The organism is Arthrobacter sp. MDT1-49-2 (assembly GCF_059090185.1).
The window spans coordinates 117,280-135,005 of the sequence record NZ_JBNHFK010000009.1 but is presented as its reverse complement, the minus strand read 5'-3'; the positions used below and the strand labels follow the sequence as shown (position 1 = coordinate 135,005).

General features: G+C 64.9%; 17 protein-coding genes and 1 tRNA gene. 12 read left to right on the top strand and 6 right to left on the bottom strand.

Annotated elements, in window-relative coordinates; translation table 11 throughout:
- The first annotated feature begins 45 nt into the window (after positions 1-45).
- Positions 46-1,428 (top strand): MFS transporter, encoded by a 1,383-nt coding sequence (locus AC5RTS_RS13450; protein ID WP_493992516.1) that lies wholly within the window; start codon positions 46-48, stop codon positions 1,426-1,428.
- Here AC5RTS_RS13450 and dcd read toward each other — a convergent pair.
- On the bottom strand, positions 1,425-2,057 hold the full coding sequence (gene dcd, locus AC5RTS_RS13445; RefSeq protein ID WP_493992515.1) for a dCTP deaminase: 633 nt from the start codon (positions 2,055-2,057) through the stop codon (positions 1,425-1,427). The two genes, AC5RTS_RS13450 and dcd, sit on opposite strands and share 4 nt — an antisense overlap.
- Before the next feature lie 22 nt (positions 2,058-2,079).
- Positions 2,080-2,934: a tryptophan 2,3-dioxygenase gene (locus AC5RTS_RS13440; protein ID WP_493992514.1), complete on the bottom strand. Its 855-nt coding sequence runs from the start codon at positions 2,932-2,934 to the stop codon at positions 2,080-2,082.
- A gap of 69 nt (positions 2,935-3,003) precedes the next feature.
- Here AC5RTS_RS13440 and AC5RTS_RS13435 point away from each other — a divergent pair, with 69 nt between their 5' ends.
- The 11 genes from AC5RTS_RS13435 (at position 3,004) to AC5RTS_RS13385 (ending at position 12,420) form a co-directional block, all read left to right on the top strand.
- Positions 3,004-3,504: an SseB family protein gene (locus AC5RTS_RS13435; protein WP_493992513.1), complete on the top strand. Its 501-nt coding sequence runs from the start codon at positions 3,004-3,006 to the stop codon at positions 3,502-3,504.
- Positions 3,505-3,633: 129 nt separating this feature from the next.
- The gene (locus AC5RTS_RS13430; protein WP_493992512.1) at positions 3,634-4,701 is read left to right on the top strand and encodes a M4 family metallopeptidase; all 1,068 of its coding nucleotides are present in this window, start codon (positions 3,634-3,636) and stop codon (positions 4,699-4,701) included.
- Positions 4,698-5,018: a protealysin inhibitor emfourin gene (locus tag AC5RTS_RS13425; RefSeq protein WP_493992511.1), complete on the top strand. Its 321-nt coding sequence runs from the start codon at positions 4,698-4,700 to the stop codon at positions 5,016-5,018. Before AC5RTS_RS13430 ends, AC5RTS_RS13425 begins: the two co-directional genes overlap by 4 nt.
- 124 nt (positions 5,019-5,142) lie before the next feature.
- Positions 5,143-5,216, top strand: a tRNA-Gly gene (locus tag AC5RTS_RS13420).
- Positions 5,217-5,409: 193 nt separating this feature from the next.
- Complete coding sequence (gene panD, locus AC5RTS_RS13415) at positions 5,410-5,868, top strand: aspartate 1-decarboxylase (RefSeq protein WP_493992510.1); 459 nt, start codon at positions 5,410-5,412, stop codon at positions 5,866-5,868.
- 9 nt (positions 5,869-5,877) lie between these two features.
- Entirely contained in the window at positions 5,878-6,804 is a 927-nt protein-coding gene (locus tag AC5RTS_RS13410) for an AEC family transporter (protein ID WP_493992509.1), read from the top strand.
- Between the two features lie 136 nt (positions 6,805-6,940).
- Positions 6,941-8,263 carry an extracellular solute-binding protein gene (locus AC5RTS_RS13405; RefSeq protein WP_493992508.1) on the top strand — a complete coding sequence of 441 codons (1,323 nt, stop codon included), beginning with the start codon at positions 6,941-6,943 and terminating at the stop codon, positions 8,261-8,263.
- On the top strand, positions 8,260-9,222 hold the full coding sequence (locus AC5RTS_RS13400) for a carbohydrate ABC transporter permease (protein WP_493992507.1): 963 nt from the start codon (positions 8,260-8,262) through the stop codon (positions 9,220-9,222). Before AC5RTS_RS13405 ends, AC5RTS_RS13400 begins: the two co-directional genes overlap by 4 nt.
- Positions 9,222-10,064: a carbohydrate ABC transporter permease gene (locus AC5RTS_RS13395; RefSeq protein ID WP_493992506.1), complete on the top strand. Its 843-nt coding sequence runs from the start codon at positions 9,222-9,224 to the stop codon at positions 10,062-10,064. Before AC5RTS_RS13400 ends, AC5RTS_RS13395 begins: the two co-directional genes overlap by 1 nt.
- Positions 10,065-10,103: 39 nt before the next feature.
- Positions 10,104-11,360: an ABC transporter ATP-binding protein gene (locus AC5RTS_RS13390; RefSeq protein ID WP_493992505.1), complete on the top strand. Its 1,257-nt coding sequence runs from the start codon at positions 10,104-10,106 to the stop codon at positions 11,358-11,360.
- Positions 11,361-11,442: 82 nt separating this feature from the next.
- Positions 11,443-12,420, top strand: coding sequence for a hypothetical protein (locus AC5RTS_RS13385; protein ID WP_493992504.1), 978 nt, complete (start codon positions 11,443-11,445; stop codon positions 12,418-12,420).
- 98 nt (positions 12,421-12,518) lie between these two features.
- On the opposite strand, the gene AC5RTS_RS13380 is transcribed toward AC5RTS_RS13385, so the two are convergent.
- The 4 genes from AC5RTS_RS13380 to rpsN form a co-directional block, all read right to left on the bottom strand.
- Positions 12,519-14,459 carry an NHL domain-containing thioredoxin family protein gene (locus tag AC5RTS_RS13380; RefSeq protein WP_493992503.1) on the bottom strand — a complete coding sequence of 647 codons (1,941 nt, stop codon included), beginning with the start codon at positions 14,457-14,459 and terminating at the stop codon, positions 12,519-12,521.
- Positions 14,459-16,669 (bottom strand): bifunctional copper resistance protein CopD/cytochrome c oxidase assembly protein, encoded by a 2,211-nt coding sequence (locus AC5RTS_RS13375; RefSeq protein WP_493992502.1) that lies wholly within the window; start codon positions 16,667-16,669, stop codon positions 14,459-14,461. Before AC5RTS_RS13375 ends, AC5RTS_RS13380 begins: the two co-directional genes overlap by 1 nt.
- A 174-nt stretch (positions 16,670-16,843) precedes the next feature.
- Positions 16,844-17,128 (bottom strand): HU family DNA-binding protein, encoded by a 285-nt coding sequence (locus AC5RTS_RS13370; RefSeq protein WP_269436319.1) that lies wholly within the window; start codon positions 17,126-17,128, stop codon positions 16,844-16,846.
- A 291-nt stretch (positions 17,129-17,419) separates the two neighbouring features.
- Entirely contained in the window at positions 17,420-17,725 is a 306-nt protein-coding gene (gene rpsN, locus AC5RTS_RS13365; RefSeq protein WP_227902692.1) for a 30S ribosomal protein S14, read from the bottom strand.
- Position 17,726 lies beyond the last annotated feature (1 nt).

Sequence of the window (17,726 nt, the reverse complement as noted above, 5' to 3'; positions counted from 1 at the left end):
GCGTGGAATGCGCGGGAAAACGCCTGTTGCCGCTAGGCTCTGCGCATGAGTCTCAGCACACACAAAGAGTCCGCGGGGGCGGCACACTCTCCGCAACCGGCACGCTGGAAGCAGGTGCTCGCCTGGGCTTCCTGGGACTGGGGCTCTGCCGGCTTCAACGCGGTGATGACCACCTTCGTGTTCACCGTCTATCTCACGTCCTCTTCCTTTGGCGATACGGACGAGAACTCCGCCGTGCTGGGCGCAGGCCTGGCGATTGCCGGAGTAGCCGTGGCCCTGTTCGCACCCGTGACCGGACAGCGCTCCGACGCCGGCGGCCGGCGGCGCAAATGGCTCACCATCAACACGCTGCTCACCTGTGCCCTGATGGCCGGTTGCTGGTTTGTGTTCCCCTCCCCCAACTACCTGATTCTCGGCGTGACGCTCATCGCCCTCGCGAACCTGTTCTTCGAGTTTGCCGGCGTGAACTACAACGCCATGCTCACCCAGATCGCTACCCCGGCATCCGTGGGGAGAATCAGCGGACTCGGCTGGGCCATGGGTTATGTGGGCGGCATCGCCGCGCTGGCACTGGTCCTGGTGGGCTTCGTCCAGCCCGACGTCGGCTGGTTCGGTGTCACGTCCGAAGACGGACTGAACCTGCGCGCCGTCGCCCTGTTCGCGGCCGTCTGGTTCCTGCTTTTCGCCCTGCCGCTGATGTTCGCAGTGCCGGAAGTGCCGCGCCAGGACGCCGTGGCCCGGCTGGGCATCATTGCCTCCTACAAACTGCTCTTCAAGCGCATCCGGTCCCTGTTCAAAAGCAGCCCGCACACCATCTACTTCCTGCTCGCCAGCGCCGTCTTCCGTGACGGACTGGCCGCAGTGTTCACTTTCGGCGGGGTTATCGCGGCAGGAACCTTCGGCTTGGAACCGTCCGAGGTGATCATGTTCGCCATCTTCGGCAACGTGGTGGCGGCGGTGGGATCTGTCATCGGCGGATTCCTGGACGACCGCGTCGGCCCGAAGGCCGTTATTGTGGGGTCGCTGATCGGACTCATCCTGGCCGGCACCGCCGTGGTGGTGCTGGGGCCGGCCAACCAGGACATGCTTGGCCTGCAGTGGGCCGGCGAAACGACCTTCTGGATCTTCGGGCTGCTGCTCTGCCTGTTCGTGGGACCTGCGCAGTCGGCGTCGCGCGCATTCCTTGCCCGGCTCGCGCCGGAAGGCGAGGAAGGCGAACTCTTCGGCCTGTACGCCACCACCGGCCGCGCGGTCAGCTTCCTGGCCCCCACCCTGTTCTCCGCCTGCATTGTGATCTTCGGAGCCCAGCGGTACGGAATCATCGGCATCATCGCCGTGCTGCTGGTCGGCCTGCTGGTGCTGCTGCCGGTGCGCTCCCCGGCCGCCGCCCGCAAATCCGCCCGCCGGCGGGCCGAAGGCCGGTCCTAGGAGGAAGCGCCGACTTCCGCCTGGCCGCCGGCGGCGCCGGCCACGGCGTCGTCGGCCACGTTGGTGCGGTGGAAGTTCAGGTGGCTGCGCGACGCCGTCGGGCCGCGCTGGCCCTGGTACCGGTTGCCGTACTGTCCCGAACCGTAGGCGAACTCCGCGGGCGAGCTCAGCCGGAAGAAGCACAGCTGGCCGATCTTGGAGCCGGGCCAGAGCTTGATCGGCAGGGTGGCCATGTTCGAAAGCTCCAGGGTCACATGCCCGGAGAAGCCCGGGTCGATAAAGCCTGCCGTCGAGTGTGTGAGCAGCCCCAGCCGGCCCAGCGAGGACTTGCCCTCGAGCCGGGCGGCAATGTCGTCCGGCAGCGTGACCTGCTCGTAGGTGGACCCCAGGACAAACTCACCGGGGTGGAGGATGAACGGCTCATCCGGTTCCACCTCTACCAGGCGGGTCAGCTCCGACTGGTCCTGCGACGGATCGATGTGGGCATATTTGTGGTTGTCGAAGAGCCGGAAGAAGCGGTCGATGCGTACATCGACGCTGGAAGGCTGGACCATGGCGGGGTCATACGGGTCCAGGGCGATCCGGTTTTCGGCAATCTCGGCTCGGATGTCACGATCAGATATCAGCACTCTTCAAAAATAGCGCATACCCCTAGCGCCCGATCTCAGTGCGGACGGCATAGAGCTCCGGGAAGAACGTCAGGTCCAGCGCCCGCCGGAGGAAGCCTGCGCCGCTGGAGCCGCCCGTGCCGCGCTTCATCCCGATGGTGCGTTCCACGGTCTTGAGGTGTCGGAAACGCCACAGCTGGAAATTGTCCTCCAGGTCCACCAGCTCTTCGCAGGCCTCATAGACATCCCAGTTCGCCTCGTGGTTCTCATAGACGTATTTGTAAACCTCCAGCAGTGACTGGTTGTACACGTGGGCCTGCCGCACGTCCCGCTCCAGCAGGGCAGTGTCCACCGCGTAGCCGCGGCGGTGCAGGTACCGGATGAACTCGTCATAGATGCTGGTTTCCCCGAGCAGCCCTGACAGCAGCGCCTGCGCCTGCGGATCAGCGGAGAAAACGGCGATCATCGACTCGTTCTTGTTGCCCAGCAGGAACTCCACGGCGCGGTACTGGTAGGACTGGAATCCGCTGGAAGCTCCGAGATCTCCGCGGAACTGCGCGTATTCGGAGGGTGTCAGGGTGGCCAGCACGGACCACTGCTCGGTCAGCGAGCGCTGGATGTGCTTAATCCGCGCTATCCCCTTCATGGCCGAACGGAGATCGTCCTCCTGCAGCCGGGACCGCACGGCCAGCAGCTCATGCAGGACCAGCTTCAGCCACAATTCCGAGGTCTGGTGCTGGATGATGAACAGCATCTCGTCATGGTGCTCGGGCCGGCTCACCGGATGCTGCGCGGAAAGCAGCTCATCCAGCGCGAGGTAGGACCCGTAACTCATCTTGTCGCTGAAATCCCGTTCAATACCTGCTTCAAGGCTGCGCGTGTTCTCGTTGGCTTCCATGCCCACCACGGTATCCGCTGGGTGTGCCAGACTTGGGGTTTTGACCCCGATCTCTCCAAGGAGTCCCGCATGGAACCGGACAACACCCCCGACGTCCCCGCAATGCAGTTGGCCAACGAGGATGCCCCGGCCCCCGGTGCTGCCCTCGAGGAAGCCGTCACTGCCGGCCGGGAAGGACGCCTTTCCAACCGTGAGGTCATGTCCGTGATCTGGACCTCCGAACTGCTCAGCGTGGGCCGGCTGGCAAAGGAGGACGACCCCTCTTCCTTCCAGGCGCTGGTACTGAAGGCCCCCGACTCGGAATACTCCGTGGCAGCAGTCTTCTCCACCGCGGACCGGATCCCGCAGCAGCTGCGTGAGGCGGCGCCGGTGATCGTCAAGGCCACCGGCGAGGCCACCATCCGCAGCATCGCCCCCGGCTACGGCATGGCACTTAACCCCGGGCACGACGTCGGCATGGAGATCGGACCGGATGTGGTCGCCTCGCTGACCGCGGCCTACGACCAGGCTGCCGAGCAGGCTTCCCAGGAGAATTCGGTGCGCCCCGAGCGCACCGAGACGGACGGTTAATCCAGCCGGAAAAGCATCGAATCGGGCCGGTTAGGTTGCGTTATGGCCGTTTGATGGCAGTTTGCGGGTCCAACTCTTGCAGTGTCAGTGGCGGGGCCTACGCTGGGGAACCTCATCAGGAGGGCTGACATGACCAACTCACGAGTGACACATTCAATCTGTTCCATCGTTCCCCCGTATCTGCTGACACGTCTCGCCGCCGCGGAAGACCCGGGCCGCGCGGCAGCGGCCGCAGCCGCCCGGCGTACCCTGACCACGCTCGGCACCGTGGAAGCAGCCCGGTCCCTGCCTCATCCGCCTCCGTCCCGCAATGCAGGGACCGCGTTCACGCCCACGCTGCGCCGCATCGTCTCCGATGCCCTCGGCCAGGAGGAAGTCCCCGGCACGCCGGTGCGGTCCGAGGGGCAGCCCGCCACCGGGGATGCGGCGGTGGATGAAACGTATGACGGGCTTGGCGCCACCTACCGGCTCTTCAGCGATGCCTACGGCCGTTCCTCGGTGGACGGTGCCGGGCGGACCCTGGAAGCCACGGTTCACTACGGCCGCAACTACGACAATGCCTTCTGGGACGGTTCGCGCATGGTCCTCGGGGACGGCGACGGCGAGGTCTTTGAACGCTTCAGCAAATCCCGCACAGTGATCGGCCATGAGCTGGCGCACGGGTTCATCCAGTACACGGCGCAGCTGGAGTACCGGGACCAGTCAGGAGCGCTGAACGAATCGATCGCCGACGTCTTTGGTGTGCTGGTGGAGCAGAAGCTGCTGAATCAGGAAGCCGGCGAAGCGACCTGGCTGGTGGGTGAAGGCCTGTTCACCGAACAGGTGGGCGGGCAGGCGCTGCGCTCCCTCAAAGCGCCCGGAACTGCTTACGACGACGACGTACTGGGCAAGGACCCGCAGCCCGGGAACATGGACGATTACGTCCGGACAGCTGCGGACAACGGCGGCGTGCACATCAACTCGGGCATCCCCAACCGTGCTTTCTACCTGGTTGCCTCCGCACTGGGCGGGTATGCCTGGGAACGCGCAGGGCAGATCTGGTACGACACCATTATCGAGCCCAACTTCCCGGCTGATGCCACTTTCGCGGTCTTCGCGGCTGCCACCCTCACGGCCGCCGAAAAACGCTACGGGGCAGGAACCGAGGAAAGTTCTGCTGTTCAGTCCGCATGGAAAGAGGTTAACGTCATGGTATGAGACTGGTAGTAGTGCGCAGCGGCGGCTTCACGGGAATGCAGCGTCAGTGGAGTACCCAGGTGAGCCCTGAAGAGGCACGGGAACAGTGGCTGCCTCTCCTGAGCGATCCACCGGAGGCTGCGGACGACGAACCGGACCGCTTTACCTATGAGATCTCCGTAGGCCCTGCCGCCGTGACCATTCCCGAGCGGCAGGTCAAGGGCCGGTGGCGCGAACTCGTGGAACGTGCCCGCAGCGGGGAGCCGGACGAGGCGGCTGACCTTCCTTCCACTGGCCCTTCGTCCACCGACCCTTCATTCACTGATCCTTCCCCCTAATGCGTCCTTCGCCCAGCGCGTAAACCGCTTCGTCCACCGCGTCGACGGCTCCGCCAGGCGGGTAAATTCGGCAACCGCCCGCTTCCATGTAAAGTAGGGAACTGTGCCGGAAATCTCCGGCGCTGCGGGCGTAGCTCAATGGTAGAGCGCTAGCTTCCCAAGCTTGATACGCGGGTTCGATTCCCGTCGCCCGCTCCACTGCCCCATAGCACCTCAGCACCACAGCACCTCAGCACCACAGCACCACCCGCCGGATATACAACTGACGGAATCCCCCCTCCCCCCGCGAGATCCCCCGCGAGCCGGCCCGCTCCCCCGCACGACAGCCGCACAGACAGCTGTCAAGACAGGGGGCTCGAACTCTTCCCTGATCGGCGTAGACTTGTCCGCGATGAACCGGAAAATGTTTAAGTCCAAGATCCACCGTGCAACGGTGACCCACGCAGACCTTCACTATGTCGGGTCTGTGACGGTTGACCTCGACCTGCTTGAAGCCGCGGATATCCTGCCCGGCGAGCTCGTCTCCATCGTCGACGTCGACAACGGCGCCCGGCTGGAAACCTACACCATCGCCGGCGAGCGCGGCTCCGGAGTGCTGGGCATCAACGGCGCGGCTGCCCATCTGGTGCATGTCGGTGACACGGTCATCCTGATCACCTACGCGGACATGTCCACCGATGAGGCCCGCTCCTTCGTCCCCACCGTGGTCCATGTGGATTCGGACAACCGCATCCTGGAGCTGGGAACCGACCCGGCCGAGGCAGTCACGGAAGGGACCGAGCGTCCGCCGCTGGCCCTGGACAACACCCGCGTCCTGGGCAACACCCCGGACACCGCCACAGCCGGATAACCGCTTCCGGTGCTGGGGGTACTCACCGGATTCGCCGTAGTCTGGCTCATTATCCTGACCGGTTATGTGATCGGCCGGCTCGGCGTCCTCGGGGACAATGCCCAGACGGTCCTCAGCCGGCTGGCCTTCTTCGTCGCCTCGCCGGCGCTGCTCCTGACCACCCTCAGTGAAGCGGACCTGCACACGGTCTTCTCGCTTCCCCTGCTCGTAGCGGCCGTCAGCGCCCTGGCCACGGCCGGGTTGTACGTGCTGGTGACCCGCTGGTGGCTGCGGCGGCCGGTACCGGAACTGCTTGTCTCATCCATGTCGGCCTCGCTGGTCAACGCCGCGAACCTGGGCCTGCCCATCTGCGTGTACGTGCTCGGGGATGCCGCGTACATTGCCCCGGTCCTGATTTTCCAACTCGCGTTCTTCACGCCGCTGTTCCTCATGATGCTGGATTCGGCCACCAGCGGCCGCCGCACGTCGGTCGCCGTTTTCGCCGGACAGGTGGTACGCAACCCCATTGTGGTCGGCTCGCTGGTCGGGCTCCTGCTGGCTGCCACCGGCACCCGCCTTCCCGAGATTATCTCCGAGCCGATAAGCCTGATCGGCGGAGCCGCAGTGCCTGCCATGCTGCTGGCCTTCGGTCTTTCCCTGGTGGGATCCCGGCCCATGGATGCCGACGGCGGACGCCGGGCCGACGTCGCCCTCGCCTCCGGATTCAAGCTGGTGCTGCAACCGCTGCTGGCATACCTGTTTGCGCGTTACCTGCTTGGCATGGACGGGCACCTGCTCTTCGCCGTAGTAGTGACGGCGGCGTTGCCCACAGCGCAGAATGTCTTCGTAGCCGCCGCCAGATACGGGCAGGGCGTCCTCGTTGCCAAGGACACCGTGCTGATGACCACCGTGGCTTCCCTGCCCGTCCTGGTTCTGGCTGCAGCCCTGCTCGCCTGACCCGCCTTTCAGCTACCCGCTTTTGTGTGGCGTAAATTACGATCAGGGCATATGGTCAAACCAAAGGCTGCTTAGTGTTGCGGCCCGTCCGCTGCCCGTCAGCGGACGCCTACAACGAGGTGGAGGCACTGTACCGATGCCAAAGGATGCAAGACACTGGGGGCGCACCCGGAAAGGGGCCCGGTCCGCCGTCGGCGTTGCCCTGGCCCTCGGCGCGACTCTCCTGACCGGCTGCGGAACCGATGAGGGCGCAGCACCGACACTGACTTGGTACATCAACCCGGACGCCGGCGGACAGGCCGAACTGGCCAAACAGTGCAGCGATGCGTCCAACGGTGCCTACACCATCGAAACATCCCTGCTCCCCAATGACGCCGCTTCGCAGCGCGAGCAGTTGGCACGGCGCCTGGCTGCCGGGGATAAGTCCATGGACATCATGAGCCTGGACCCGCCGAACGTCCCGGAGTATGCAGAACCCGGCTATCTTGCCCCGGTTCCCGACGACGTCGCAGAGCGCACCACCGAGGGGGTCCTGGAGGGTGCCCTCGCGGGAGCGACGTGGAAGGACAAGGTGGTGGCCGTCCCGTTCTGGGCCAACACGCAGATCCTTTGGTACCGCAAATCCGTGGCTGAAGCCGCGGGGCTCGATATGAGCCAACCCGTCACCTGGGACCAGATTATCGAAGCCGCGAAGAGCCAGGACAAGTACATCGGCGTGCAGGGTGCACGCGCGGAGTCCATGACCGTCTGGGTCAACGCCCTGGTGGCTTCGGCTGGCGGCACCATCGTGGAGAATCCCGATGCCTCTGCCGATGAAATCCAGCTCGGCCTCGACACGGATGCCGGAAAGCAGGCCGCTGAGGTGGTTTCGACCATTGGCAAGGAAGGACTCGGCGGCCCGGGCCTGCCCACCCAGACCGAAAACACGTCCATGGTCCAGTTCCAGGGTGATCAGGGCTCCTTTATGGTGAACTATCCGTTCGTCTGGCCTGCCACCAATGCCTCGGTGGAGGAAGGTGCGCTGCCGGAGTCCCTCATTGATGACATCGGCTGGACGCTCTATCCGGCCATGAATGAAGGCGAGGACACCGCTCCGCCGCTCGGCGGCATCAATCTTGGCGTGGGTTCCAGCAGCCAGCACCCGGACCTGGCCTACGAGGCCATCGAATGCATCGTCTCACCGGAAAACCAGGCGCAGTACTTCGAGACCAACGGCAACCCGCCCTCGAATGAAGAGGCGTACGAGACTTCCGGGATCGAAGAGACCTTCCCGATGGCCCCGACCATCCGGGATTCGCTCGAACTGGCCGTACCGCGGCCGCAGACCCCGTACTACAACGAAATCTCCACCGGCATCCAGCAGACGTGGACTCCGCCGAGCGACGTCAATCCGGATACCACCCCGGCCACCAGCCAGGAGTTCATCACTGAGGTCCTTCGAGGGGAGAAACTGCTGTGAGCACATCAGTAGATGCGGTCCGCAACACGCCGTCCCAGGCAGCGCCGCGCAAGCAGCCCCTCAGCGACCGTGCCAAGGCTGAACGGCGGCTGGGTTTCTGGCTGGCGGGACCGGCGTTCATCATCATGCTGGCAGTCACTGCCTATCCCATCCTGCTGGCACTGTGGGATTCCCTGTTCAAATACCGCCTTACGGCCCCGGATGACCGCGCATTCGTCGGCCTGGGCAACTACGCCACCATCCTCACGGACGGGCTGTTCTGGCGGGACCTGGGCGTGACGGTGCTGATCACGGTCATCACTGTCGTCGTGGAACTCATCCTGGGCTTCGCGCTGGCCCTCGTCATGAACAGTGCACTGAAGGCCGTCCGGGGCTGGCTCCGAACCGCCATCCTGGTGCCGTACGGCATCATCACCGTGGTTTCGGCCTTCGCCTGGTTCTACGCGTTCGACATCAACTCCGGGTACATCAACAGTTGGTTCAGCTGGGTGCCCGGCATAGACCCTGACCTGAACTGGTTTGCCGACACCTGGACCGCACTGTTTGTCATCATGGCGTCGGAGATCTGGAAAACCACCCCGTTCATCTCCCTGCTGCTCCTGGCCGGACTGGCCCAGGTCCCCGGGGAACTGACCGAAGCGGCGGAAGTGGACGGCGCCACCTGGTGGCAGCGGATGTCCAGGGTCATCATCCCGAACATGAAGGCGGCCATCATGGTGGCCGTCCTGTTCCGCGCACTGGATGCCTTCCGCATTTTCGACAACGTCTACATCATGACCAACGGCGCCTACGGCACCGAAGTGCTCTCGCTGCTGGCCTACCGGACCTCGATCACGCGCCTGGAGATCGGCATGGGTTCCGCCGTATCCGTCCTGCTGTTCATCTGCGTCATCATCATCTGTTTCATCGCCATCAAGCTGTTCAAAGTGGACCTTTCCGGCGCACGAGGGGGTAACTAGTGAAGTCCTCACCAGTCAAACGGCGGGTCATCTGGACCATCATTTCGGTCCTGGTCATTCTGTACGCGCTCTTCCCGGTGGCCTCGATCTTCGCGACCTCGTTCAAGCTCCCCAGCGATCTGACCTCCGGGACCTTCCTTCCCACCAACTGGTCAACGAGCAACTACGAGCAGATCCTGGTGGGCGACGCGCAGGGACTGTTCCTCAGCTCGCTGCGGAACTCGATCGGCATCTGCCTCATTGCCACGTTCAGTGCGGTCATCCTGGCCACGCTGTGCGCGTACGCCATTGCCCGCCTGGACTTCCCGGGCAAGAAGCTGGTCCTGACCACGGCGCTCGGCGTTTCCATTTTCCCGGTGATCTCCATCGTGACGCCGCTGTTCAATCTGTGGCGCAACATCGGCCTGTACGACACCTGGCCGGGCCTGATCATCCCTTACCTGTCCCTGACCCTGCCGATCTCCATCTGGACGCTCGCAGCGTTCTTCCGGCAGATCCCGTGGGAACTGGAACAGGCCGCACAGGTGGACGGCGCCACCACGTGGCAGGCGTTCCGCAAAGCCATCGTGCCCCTGGCTGCGCCCGGTGTCTTCACCACCGCCATCATCGCGTTCTTCATTGCGTGGAATGACTTTGTGTACGGCATCTCGCTGACCTCCACGGAGGCCGCCCGCCCGGTCCCGGCCGCACTGGCGTTCTTTACCGGCGCGTCACAGTTCGAAGAGCCCACCGGCGCCATCTCCGCTGCCGCCATCATCGTCACCATCCCCGTAGTTGTCCTGGTGCTGGCGTTCCAGCGCCAAATCGTCTCCGGTCTAACCCAGGGCGCCGTCAAGGGCTAGCGCCCTTCGGCATCCGGACTCAGAAAAGGATCCCTAACCATGGCATCTATTACGCTCAACCACCTCGTCAAGAAGTACGGCGACGGTTTTCCGGCCGTCAATGACGTCAGCCTGGACATTGCCGACGGTGAGTTCATTATCCTGGTGGGCCCCTCCGGCTGCGGCAAGTCCACCCTGCTGCGCATGATCGTGGGCCTGGAAGACATCACCTCGGGCGATCTGCTGATCAACGGCGAACGGGTCAATGACAAGGCACCCCGCGACCGCAACCTGGCCATGGTGTTCCAGAACTACGCGCTGTATCCGCACCTGACCGTGTACGAAAACATCGCCTTCCCGCTTCGCCTGAACAAGGGGAAGTACAAGGAGGAGCAGGTCAAGAAGCTGGTCACCGATGCGGCCGCCACACTGGAACTGACCGACCACCTGGAGCGCAAACCCGCCAACCTTTCGGGCGGGCAGCGGCAGCGGGTGGCCATGGGCCGGGCGATCGTCCGGCAGGCGGATGCCTTCCTCTTCGACGAGCCGCTGTCCAACCTGGACGCCAAACTGCGCGGACAAATGCGTTCCGAGATTGCACAGATGCAGCGCCGGCTGGGAACCACCAGCGTGTACGTCACCCACGACCAGACCGAGGCCATGACGCTCGGAGACCGGGTGGCCGTGCTCAAGAAGGGCGTCCTGCAGCAGGTGGCCTCTCCCCGCGAACTCTATGAACAGCCGGTCAACCTGTTTGTGGCCGGTTTCATCGGTTCACCGTCCATGAACTTCCTGCCGGCCACCATTGAAAACAACGTATTGAAAACCGCGGTGGGCGACATCCGCATCCCCGAGGAGAAGGCAGGCAAGGCCGCTGGCAAGAAGGTGGTGCTGGTGGGGATCCGTCCCGAGTTCTTCGAAGACGCGTCCCTGGTCGAGGAGAGCAAGCTGCACCACGGTTCCACGTTCACCGCTCCGATTACCCACACCGAGTGGCTCGGCAACGAACAGTACGGGTACATCCACTTCGATCCCACCCCCGAGGTCCGGGAGCTGCTGGATAGCCTGGCCCGGGACATGGACGCCGACGAACTGCGCCCGCAGGTGGTGGTGACCCTTGATGCCGCCAGCCGGATCCGCGGCGGCAGGGATGCCGAGCTGTGGCTGGATACCCGCAAGGTGCACCTGTTCGATCCGGAGACGGGCGAGAACCTGACCCGCGACGCAGATGCCGGTGCCCGCCTGACCGAGGAGGCCAACGCCGCCCGGGCCGAGGAAATCGCCGCCGCGCGTGACGAGGTTCCCGCGGCTTCCTAACCGAGCGGGGAGCACCTGACACGAAGGCCGGAGCGGGACACCGATCCGGCCTTCGCCTGTCGGGGCAGGTAACGTAATACCGGTGCAGGGAACATCACCGGTAATCAAGGCAGTGGCCGCCTGGCTGCTTGCCCTCATGCTCACTATCGCGGCCGCCGTCGTGGCGGTCTATTTCGTCAATGCCAAGGCGTACGGACCCGAGCAGCATATCCGCGGCTATGTCCAAACGCTCACCGACGGTGAAGGCGAGCAGGCTCTGGGCCTGCTCCATGCCGAGGTCCCGGAGGCGAATGCCGCACTGCTCGACGACGACGCCCTCCGCGCGTCCGTCGAGGGACTCACCATCACCGGCTTCGGAGAGGTGAAGGACGTCGGCGAGGACCGGGTCGAGGTACCCGTGACCTACTCCTACGGGGACACCGAGGAGACCGCTGCCTTCGTGCTGGAGAACACCGGGAAACGTTGGATGTTCTTCGACACCTGGAAATTTGTCCCCTCCACGCTGCCCACTGTCCAGGTCAGCGCCCCCGTGCTGCGCGAGGCCGCACTGAATGGCGTGCGGGTGACGCTGCCGGAGGGAAGCAACACCTTTGCCGCTTTCCCGCTCTCGCGGGTTGCCGCCGCCTACGAAAGCCAGTACCTGGCCGCCCCGGAAGAGTCGGCATTGGTCACCGCCGAGACCGGCCGGCAGCTGACGCTGGCGCCTGAGGCCACTGATGAACTTCTGTCAAAGGTGGACACGGAAATCCGTGAGTTCCTGGACGGCTGCTCCGCCGAAGACCGCCTGGCGCCGCCCGGCTGCCCGTTTTACCACCTGACCAACAACCGGGTGGAGCAGCCCATCAAGTGGAGCATTGCCAGCTATCCGGAAGTCGAACTCACGCAGGCCGAGGGCCGCTGGATCCTGAGCCCGCTCACCGGTACGGCCCGTGTCACAGCTACCCAGGTGGATCTGTTCACCGGTGACAAGAGCCCGCTGGTTGCCGAGGAGGCATTCACGTTCAACGCCGCGCTGCGGGTGGACGGCGAGAATGTCACCCTCAGCCCCCAGGTGAACTGACACCGCCGGCACTGCCTTCAGCGCATCAAGGCATGCCACGAAAAACCGCCCCGGCCGTAAGCGGTCGGGGCGGTTTTTTACTGGTTCGCTGCCGGGGATCAGTCCAGTCCGCGCAGGTCCAGGACCAGTTCGGACTCCCCGCCCGTGCTGATGACAACGGGAATACCCCAGTCCTGCTGGTACATGTGGCACGCAGCGTGGTCGGGGATCTCCCCGCCCGGCTCGCCGTCGCAGGCCGCCGCACGGGCTGTGATGTGCAGGACTCCCTCGGTGACGGTGTCTGAAAGGACTATGTCCCGGGTCAGCCCCGTGGCCGTGCCGCCGCCGGAGACCAGCAGCTCTTCCGGCGAGGCGGAGATCTTCAGCTGCGTGGGGTCTCCCCAGCGGTCGTCAAGCTTCTGCCCCTTGGGTGCGGCGAAACGGACGGTCAGGGCCATCGGACCGGCCTCGACGGCGGTCTTGGGACGCTGCGTCTGGCGGGCGCCCTCGTCCACGGACTGGGCTTCCTTGGGGATCGGCAGCCGGAGCAGCTGGTGCCGGTTGGATTCCACCACAATCAGCAGGGGTTCCCCGGTACTGCTGTCCACCAGGACATCGGAAGGCTCGGCAAGGCCGCGGGCCAGGGTGGACACGGTGCCGGTGGCCGGGTCGTAGCGGCGCACGGCCCCGTTGTATGTGTCGGCAATGGCTACGGAGCCGTCAGGCAGCACAGCGACGCCCAGTGGGTGCTGCAGGCGGGCATCAGCGGCCTCGCCGTCCCGGAAACCGAAGTCGAACAGTCCCGTGCCCACTGCGGTGTCCACGCGGACGCCGTCGGCCGTGCTGATCCGCCGCAGTGCGGAGGTCTCGGAATCGGCAACCCAGATGTTTCCGTCAGCGTCCTCTGCCAGGCCGGAGGACTGGGCAAACCAGGACTCGGAGGCAGCACCGTCGAGCAGTCCCTCAAGACCGGTTCCGGCCAGTACGGCTACTGCGCCGCTGGCGGGATCGAAGCTGAAGATCTGGTGGGTGCCGGCCATGGCCACCACCAGGCGTTCGAGCTGCGAAGACCAGACCAGGTCCCACGGCGAGGACAGGGAAACCGCCAGCGGGTCCGCGCCGAGCAGATCGGAGGCGTCGGCCGGTGCGGCATCGACGGCGTCCGCAGTGTCAGCGGCCGATGCCTTGGTCTGGTTGCCGGAGTCCAGCAGCCTCTGCACCCCGTTGCCGGCCACGGTGGACACGGTGCCCGTAGCCAGGTTGACCCCGCGCAGACGGTGGTTCACGGTGTCCGCGACAACGACGTCGTACCCGGCTTCACCGGCCACCGCTTCGGGCAGCACGGCCACACCCTGGGGTTCGTTGAAGCGGGCGGCCTCGGCAGTACCGTCGCGCCAGCCCTTGGTGCCGTCACCGATGACCCGGCGGACGGTGGTCAGATCCGCTTCCAGCTCCACGAGGCGGTGGTGGCCGGTATCCGCCACCAGGAAGGTCCCCCCGGGCAGTGCTGTCACCTTGCCCGGGAAACGCAGATCCCCGGCAGTGGGCTCGGCGGGCACGTACGGGCCGTCACCTCGGTGCAGGGTGCCCTTGGCCTCGTGTTCCTCCACGAGCTCCGCAACAAGCGATTCCAGGCCCGCAGCGTGCCCCTCACCGGAGAGGTGCGCCACGATGTACCCTTCCGGGTCCAGGACCACGAGGGTGGGCCAGGCGCGGGCGGTGTAGGCCTGCCAGGTGACCAGCTCGGGGTCATCCAGCACCGGGTGGTGGATGTCGTAGCGTTCCACCGCGGCGGCAAGGGCCACCGGGTCCGCTTCATGCTCGAACTTGGGCGAATGCACCCCTACGGTCACCAGCACGTCGGAGTACTTCTCCTCGAGCGGCCTTAGCTCGTCCAGCACGTGCAGGCAGTTGATGCAGCAGAAGGTCCAGAAATCCAGCAGCACGATCTTGCCGCGGAGATCTTCAAGGTTCAGCTGCCGGCCGCCGGTGTTCAGCCAGTTCCGGCCCTCAAGCTCCGAGGCCCGCACCCGGTATCCGGCGCGCACGGTTTCAGTCATTAACGATCTCCTTGGTCCGGGGTCCTGGCATCACGCTGCGCCAGGTTTGCAAACATGTTGTTGTAAGCGGCGAGGTCCGCGTCATTATTCCGCTCCGCTGCCCGGTCCGAGCGGCGGGTCTCGCGGGCATCGGATTTGGACCACTGATAGGCCACACCGATGGCGACAAACAGGGTTGGAATCTCACCGATCCCCCACATCAGGGAACCGCCCAGCTGCTGGTCCTCCAGGGCCGAGAGGCCCCATTCCCGGCCCATGTTGCCGAAGTAGGACGCCTGGATCAGCGATGTTCCGCCCATCACCGCTACGCCGAAGAACGCGTGGAAGGCCATGGTGGCCAGCAGGATGACCAGGCGCAGCGGGTACGGCGCCCGGCTGGGAAGCGGATCGGTACCGATCATCGTGAGGATGAAGATGTAGCCGGTGAGCAGGAAGTGCACCACCATCAGTTCATGGCCAACGTGTTCCCGCAGGGCATATCCGAACAGGTCCGAGTAATAGAAGACCACAATGGATCCGGCGAAGTTCACGGCAGCGAAGATCGGGTTGGTGATGACCTTCGAGTAGCGCGAATGCACGCCGATCAGGATCCATTCGCGGATGCCGCGGGTGCCGTCCGGCCGCGGCGGCAGGGCCTTGAGGGCAAGGGTGACGGGGGCGCCCAGCACCAGGAACAGGGGAACCACCATGGTCAGGGCCATGTGGCCGAGCATGTGGGTACTGAACAGGACCATGCCGTACACCTGGGGAGCACCGCAGGTGATGTAGAACAGGGCAATCAGGCCGACGAACCAGCAAATGGTCCGCAGCACCGGCCACTTGTCTCCGCGCCGGCGGACCTTGACCGCGCCGATCAGATAGGAGGTGGCGAGGGTGAGGATGATGGCCACCCACAGCCAGTCCGGCCGCCACTCGGTCAGGTACCGTTCGGGTGTCAGCTCGGGCGGAAGGTCGTAACCGGTGAGGATCCGTGCCGGGGAGGCATCCTGGGGAAGTTCCTCCGAGCGCGGCGGTGCGGTGCGGCCCAGTGCCACCGCAACCCCGGACACGGCGCCCATGACCGCCAGTTCCACCGCGATGAGCTGCCACAGCACGCGCTGCGCCGACAGCTCACCCTTGGAGCCGGCGGCGGCGGAGTCCGCTGCGGCGGACGGCGTGCGCGCCGGGTTGGCACCGGCAAGCCGGGGAATGATCCAGCGGCGGTGCATCAGCCCCAGGAGACCCAGCAGGAGCGTGAGTGCCGCCTTGGTGATCACCAGGGCGCCCCACTCGGTGGCGAGCTGGTCGAAGGAGGTAATGCGCAGGGAGGCGTTGACAACGCCTGAGAGGAAAACCAGCGCAAAGGCAAAGCCGGCCAGGGCGGAGAACCGGGTCAGGACGACCCCGGTGATGGAACCGAGCTGGCGGGAGATGACGGCCAGCACAATGATGCCGCCAATCCACAGGCAGACGCCGAGCAGATGAAGGCCGATGGAATTCACCGCCGCGCTGTGGTCATCGCCGCCGGCCGAGTGTCCGATCAGGGCAGTGGGCAGAAGAGCCCCGGCCGCCAGGATGCCGGTAAAGGCCAGCATGTTCAGGGACCGCACGCCGAAGGACAGCGCAGTGACAACGGCCGCAATAATGCTGACGGCCAACCATGCCCGTCCGGTGGCGAAATCGGTCAGGAAGGACGCCAGCCCGGACGTATAGGTGGGGTCTCCGCTCAGCGGCAGCCCGGAGACATCGGAGTAGGTGAACACCATGACTGCCAGCGCCGACAACGTCCACACGACGGCAGCAGCCGAGGTCAGCGCCAGGGTCCGGGTGAAGGCCGGATGCTCCGGTTCCGCTGATGCCGTCCGCTCCGGGGCGTGCTTGCGGCTGCGTTTGAAGTGCAGGTTCTTGGGCAGGATGGCCACGGCGAAGACCAGCGAACCGATTACTGCGGCCATGGAGACGTTCTGCACCGCCTTGGCCACGGGAAGTGCCCAGCGTGTCAGTGCTCCGGGATCACCCAGCTGCGAGGCGCCTGCGGCACCGGTGAACAGCAGCGCCGCCACCAATGCAACGAAAACCAGGGCACCCGACGCCGCGAGCCAGCCGGTACGTACCGCCGGAACAGCGTTGCCGCTCCCCCTCCGGGCACTGGATTCCTCCCGGCTTCCGGCTGTCGGGGGCAGGGAACTGCCGGCGGAGCGGTCGGACTGGGTTTTGACGGATTTTGGCACAATACCTATTCTCTACCCGCTGTAAAAATAGGGCCAATCATTGTTGCCCCTCTCACGGTAGACCGTGGAGTTCCGGCATCGGCCGGTACGAGCGGGAAGAGCCCGGGACAACGGAAGGGCCGGCATCCACGATGCCGGCCCTTCGGTTCCTGCGGCATTCTGCCGCGGTGGATACTACTTCTTGGAGACAGCAGCCTTCAGCTTGGAGCCGGCGGTCAGCTTGACGCTGTGGCCTGCCGGGATCTGAATGGTTTCGCCGGTCTGCGGGTTGCGGCCCGTGCGTGCGGCGCGGTCGGTGCGCTCAACTGCCAGCCAGCCCGGGATGGTGATCTTTTCGCCGTTTGCAACGGAGGTTGCGAAGATGTCGAAGACGGCATCCAGCACGCCGTTGACTGCGGTCTGGCTGTTGCCGGACTTTTCTGCAACTGCGGCAACAAGTTCACTGCGGTTCATAGCCAATTTATGTCCTCCTGGACTCTGGGATTACTCGTGCGGAAACGCGGATGCGAAACCGCCGCTGTTCGAAAACTTACCAGCTTGCACCCCCAACTCCTGCAAAAACCCCTGCATTTAGGGGTTTTTTCGGGTTTTTAGGCCTGAAAACCCCGTTTTCCGTCCTCCGGGGCCGGCCATCACACGGTCCATGGCTGCCTGCCGGCCGCGGCACGAGCGGCGGGAAACCGGGGCCCCCGGGCTTAAAATACAAAAGGACGGCTCCCGTTCAAGGGAGCCGTCCTTTTCAGCCGGTGATTACCAGCTGGACTTCTTGATACCCGGCAGTTCGCCTGCGTGGGCCATGTTGCGGAAACGCACGCGCGAGATACCGAACTTCTGGAGGGTACCGCGGGGGCGGCCGTCAATCTGGTCGCGGTTGCGAAGGCGGACCGGGGAAGCGTTGCGCGGAAGCTTCTGCAGGCCGAGGCGTGCAGCTTCGCGGGCTTCGTCGGTAGCGTTTTCGTCTACCAGGGTCTTCTTCAGTTCGAGGCGCTTTGCAGCGTAGCGCTCAACAACGACCTTGCGCTGCTCGTTGCGGGCAATCTTGGACTTCTTTGCCATT

Excerpts from the sequence above, each read along its gene's own strand:
- AC5RTS_RS13450 (WP_493992516.1), top strand. The coding sequence starts at position 46 with ATGAGTCTCAGCACACACAAAGAGTCCGCGGGGGCGGCACACTCTCCG.
- AC5RTS_RS13440 (WP_493992514.1), bottom strand. The coding sequence starts at position 2,934 with ATGGAAGCCAACGAGAACACGCGCAGCCTTGAAGCAGGTATTGAACGG.
- AC5RTS_RS13435 (WP_493992513.1), top strand. The coding sequence starts at position 3,004 with ATGGAACCGGACAACACCCCCGACGTCCCCGCAATGCAGTTGGCCAAC.
- AC5RTS_RS13430 (WP_493992512.1), top strand. The coding sequence starts at position 3,634 with ATGACCAACTCACGAGTGACACATTCAATCTGTTCCATCGTTCCCCCG.
- AC5RTS_RS13425 (WP_493992511.1), top strand. The coding sequence starts at position 4,698 with ATGAGACTGGTAGTAGTGCGCAGCGGCGGCTTCACGGGAATGCAGCGT.
- panD (WP_493992510.1), top strand. The coding sequence starts at position 5,410 with ATGAACCGGAAAATGTTTAAGTCCAAGATCCACCGTGCAACGGTGACC.
- AC5RTS_RS13405 (WP_493992508.1), top strand. The coding sequence starts at position 6,941 with ATGCCAAAGGATGCAAGACACTGGGGGCGCACCCGGAAAGGGGCCCGG.
- AC5RTS_RS13390 (WP_493992505.1), top strand. The coding sequence starts at position 10,104 with ATGGCATCTATTACGCTCAACCACCTCGTCAAGAAGTACGGCGACGGT.
- AC5RTS_RS13380 (WP_493992503.1), bottom strand. The coding sequence starts at position 14,459 with ATGACTGAAACCGTGCGCGCCGGATACCGGGTGCGGGCCTCGGAGCTT.
- rpsN (WP_227902692.1), bottom strand. The coding sequence starts at position 17,725 with ATGGCAAAGAAGTCCAAGATTGCCCGCAACGAGCAGCGCAAGGTCGTT.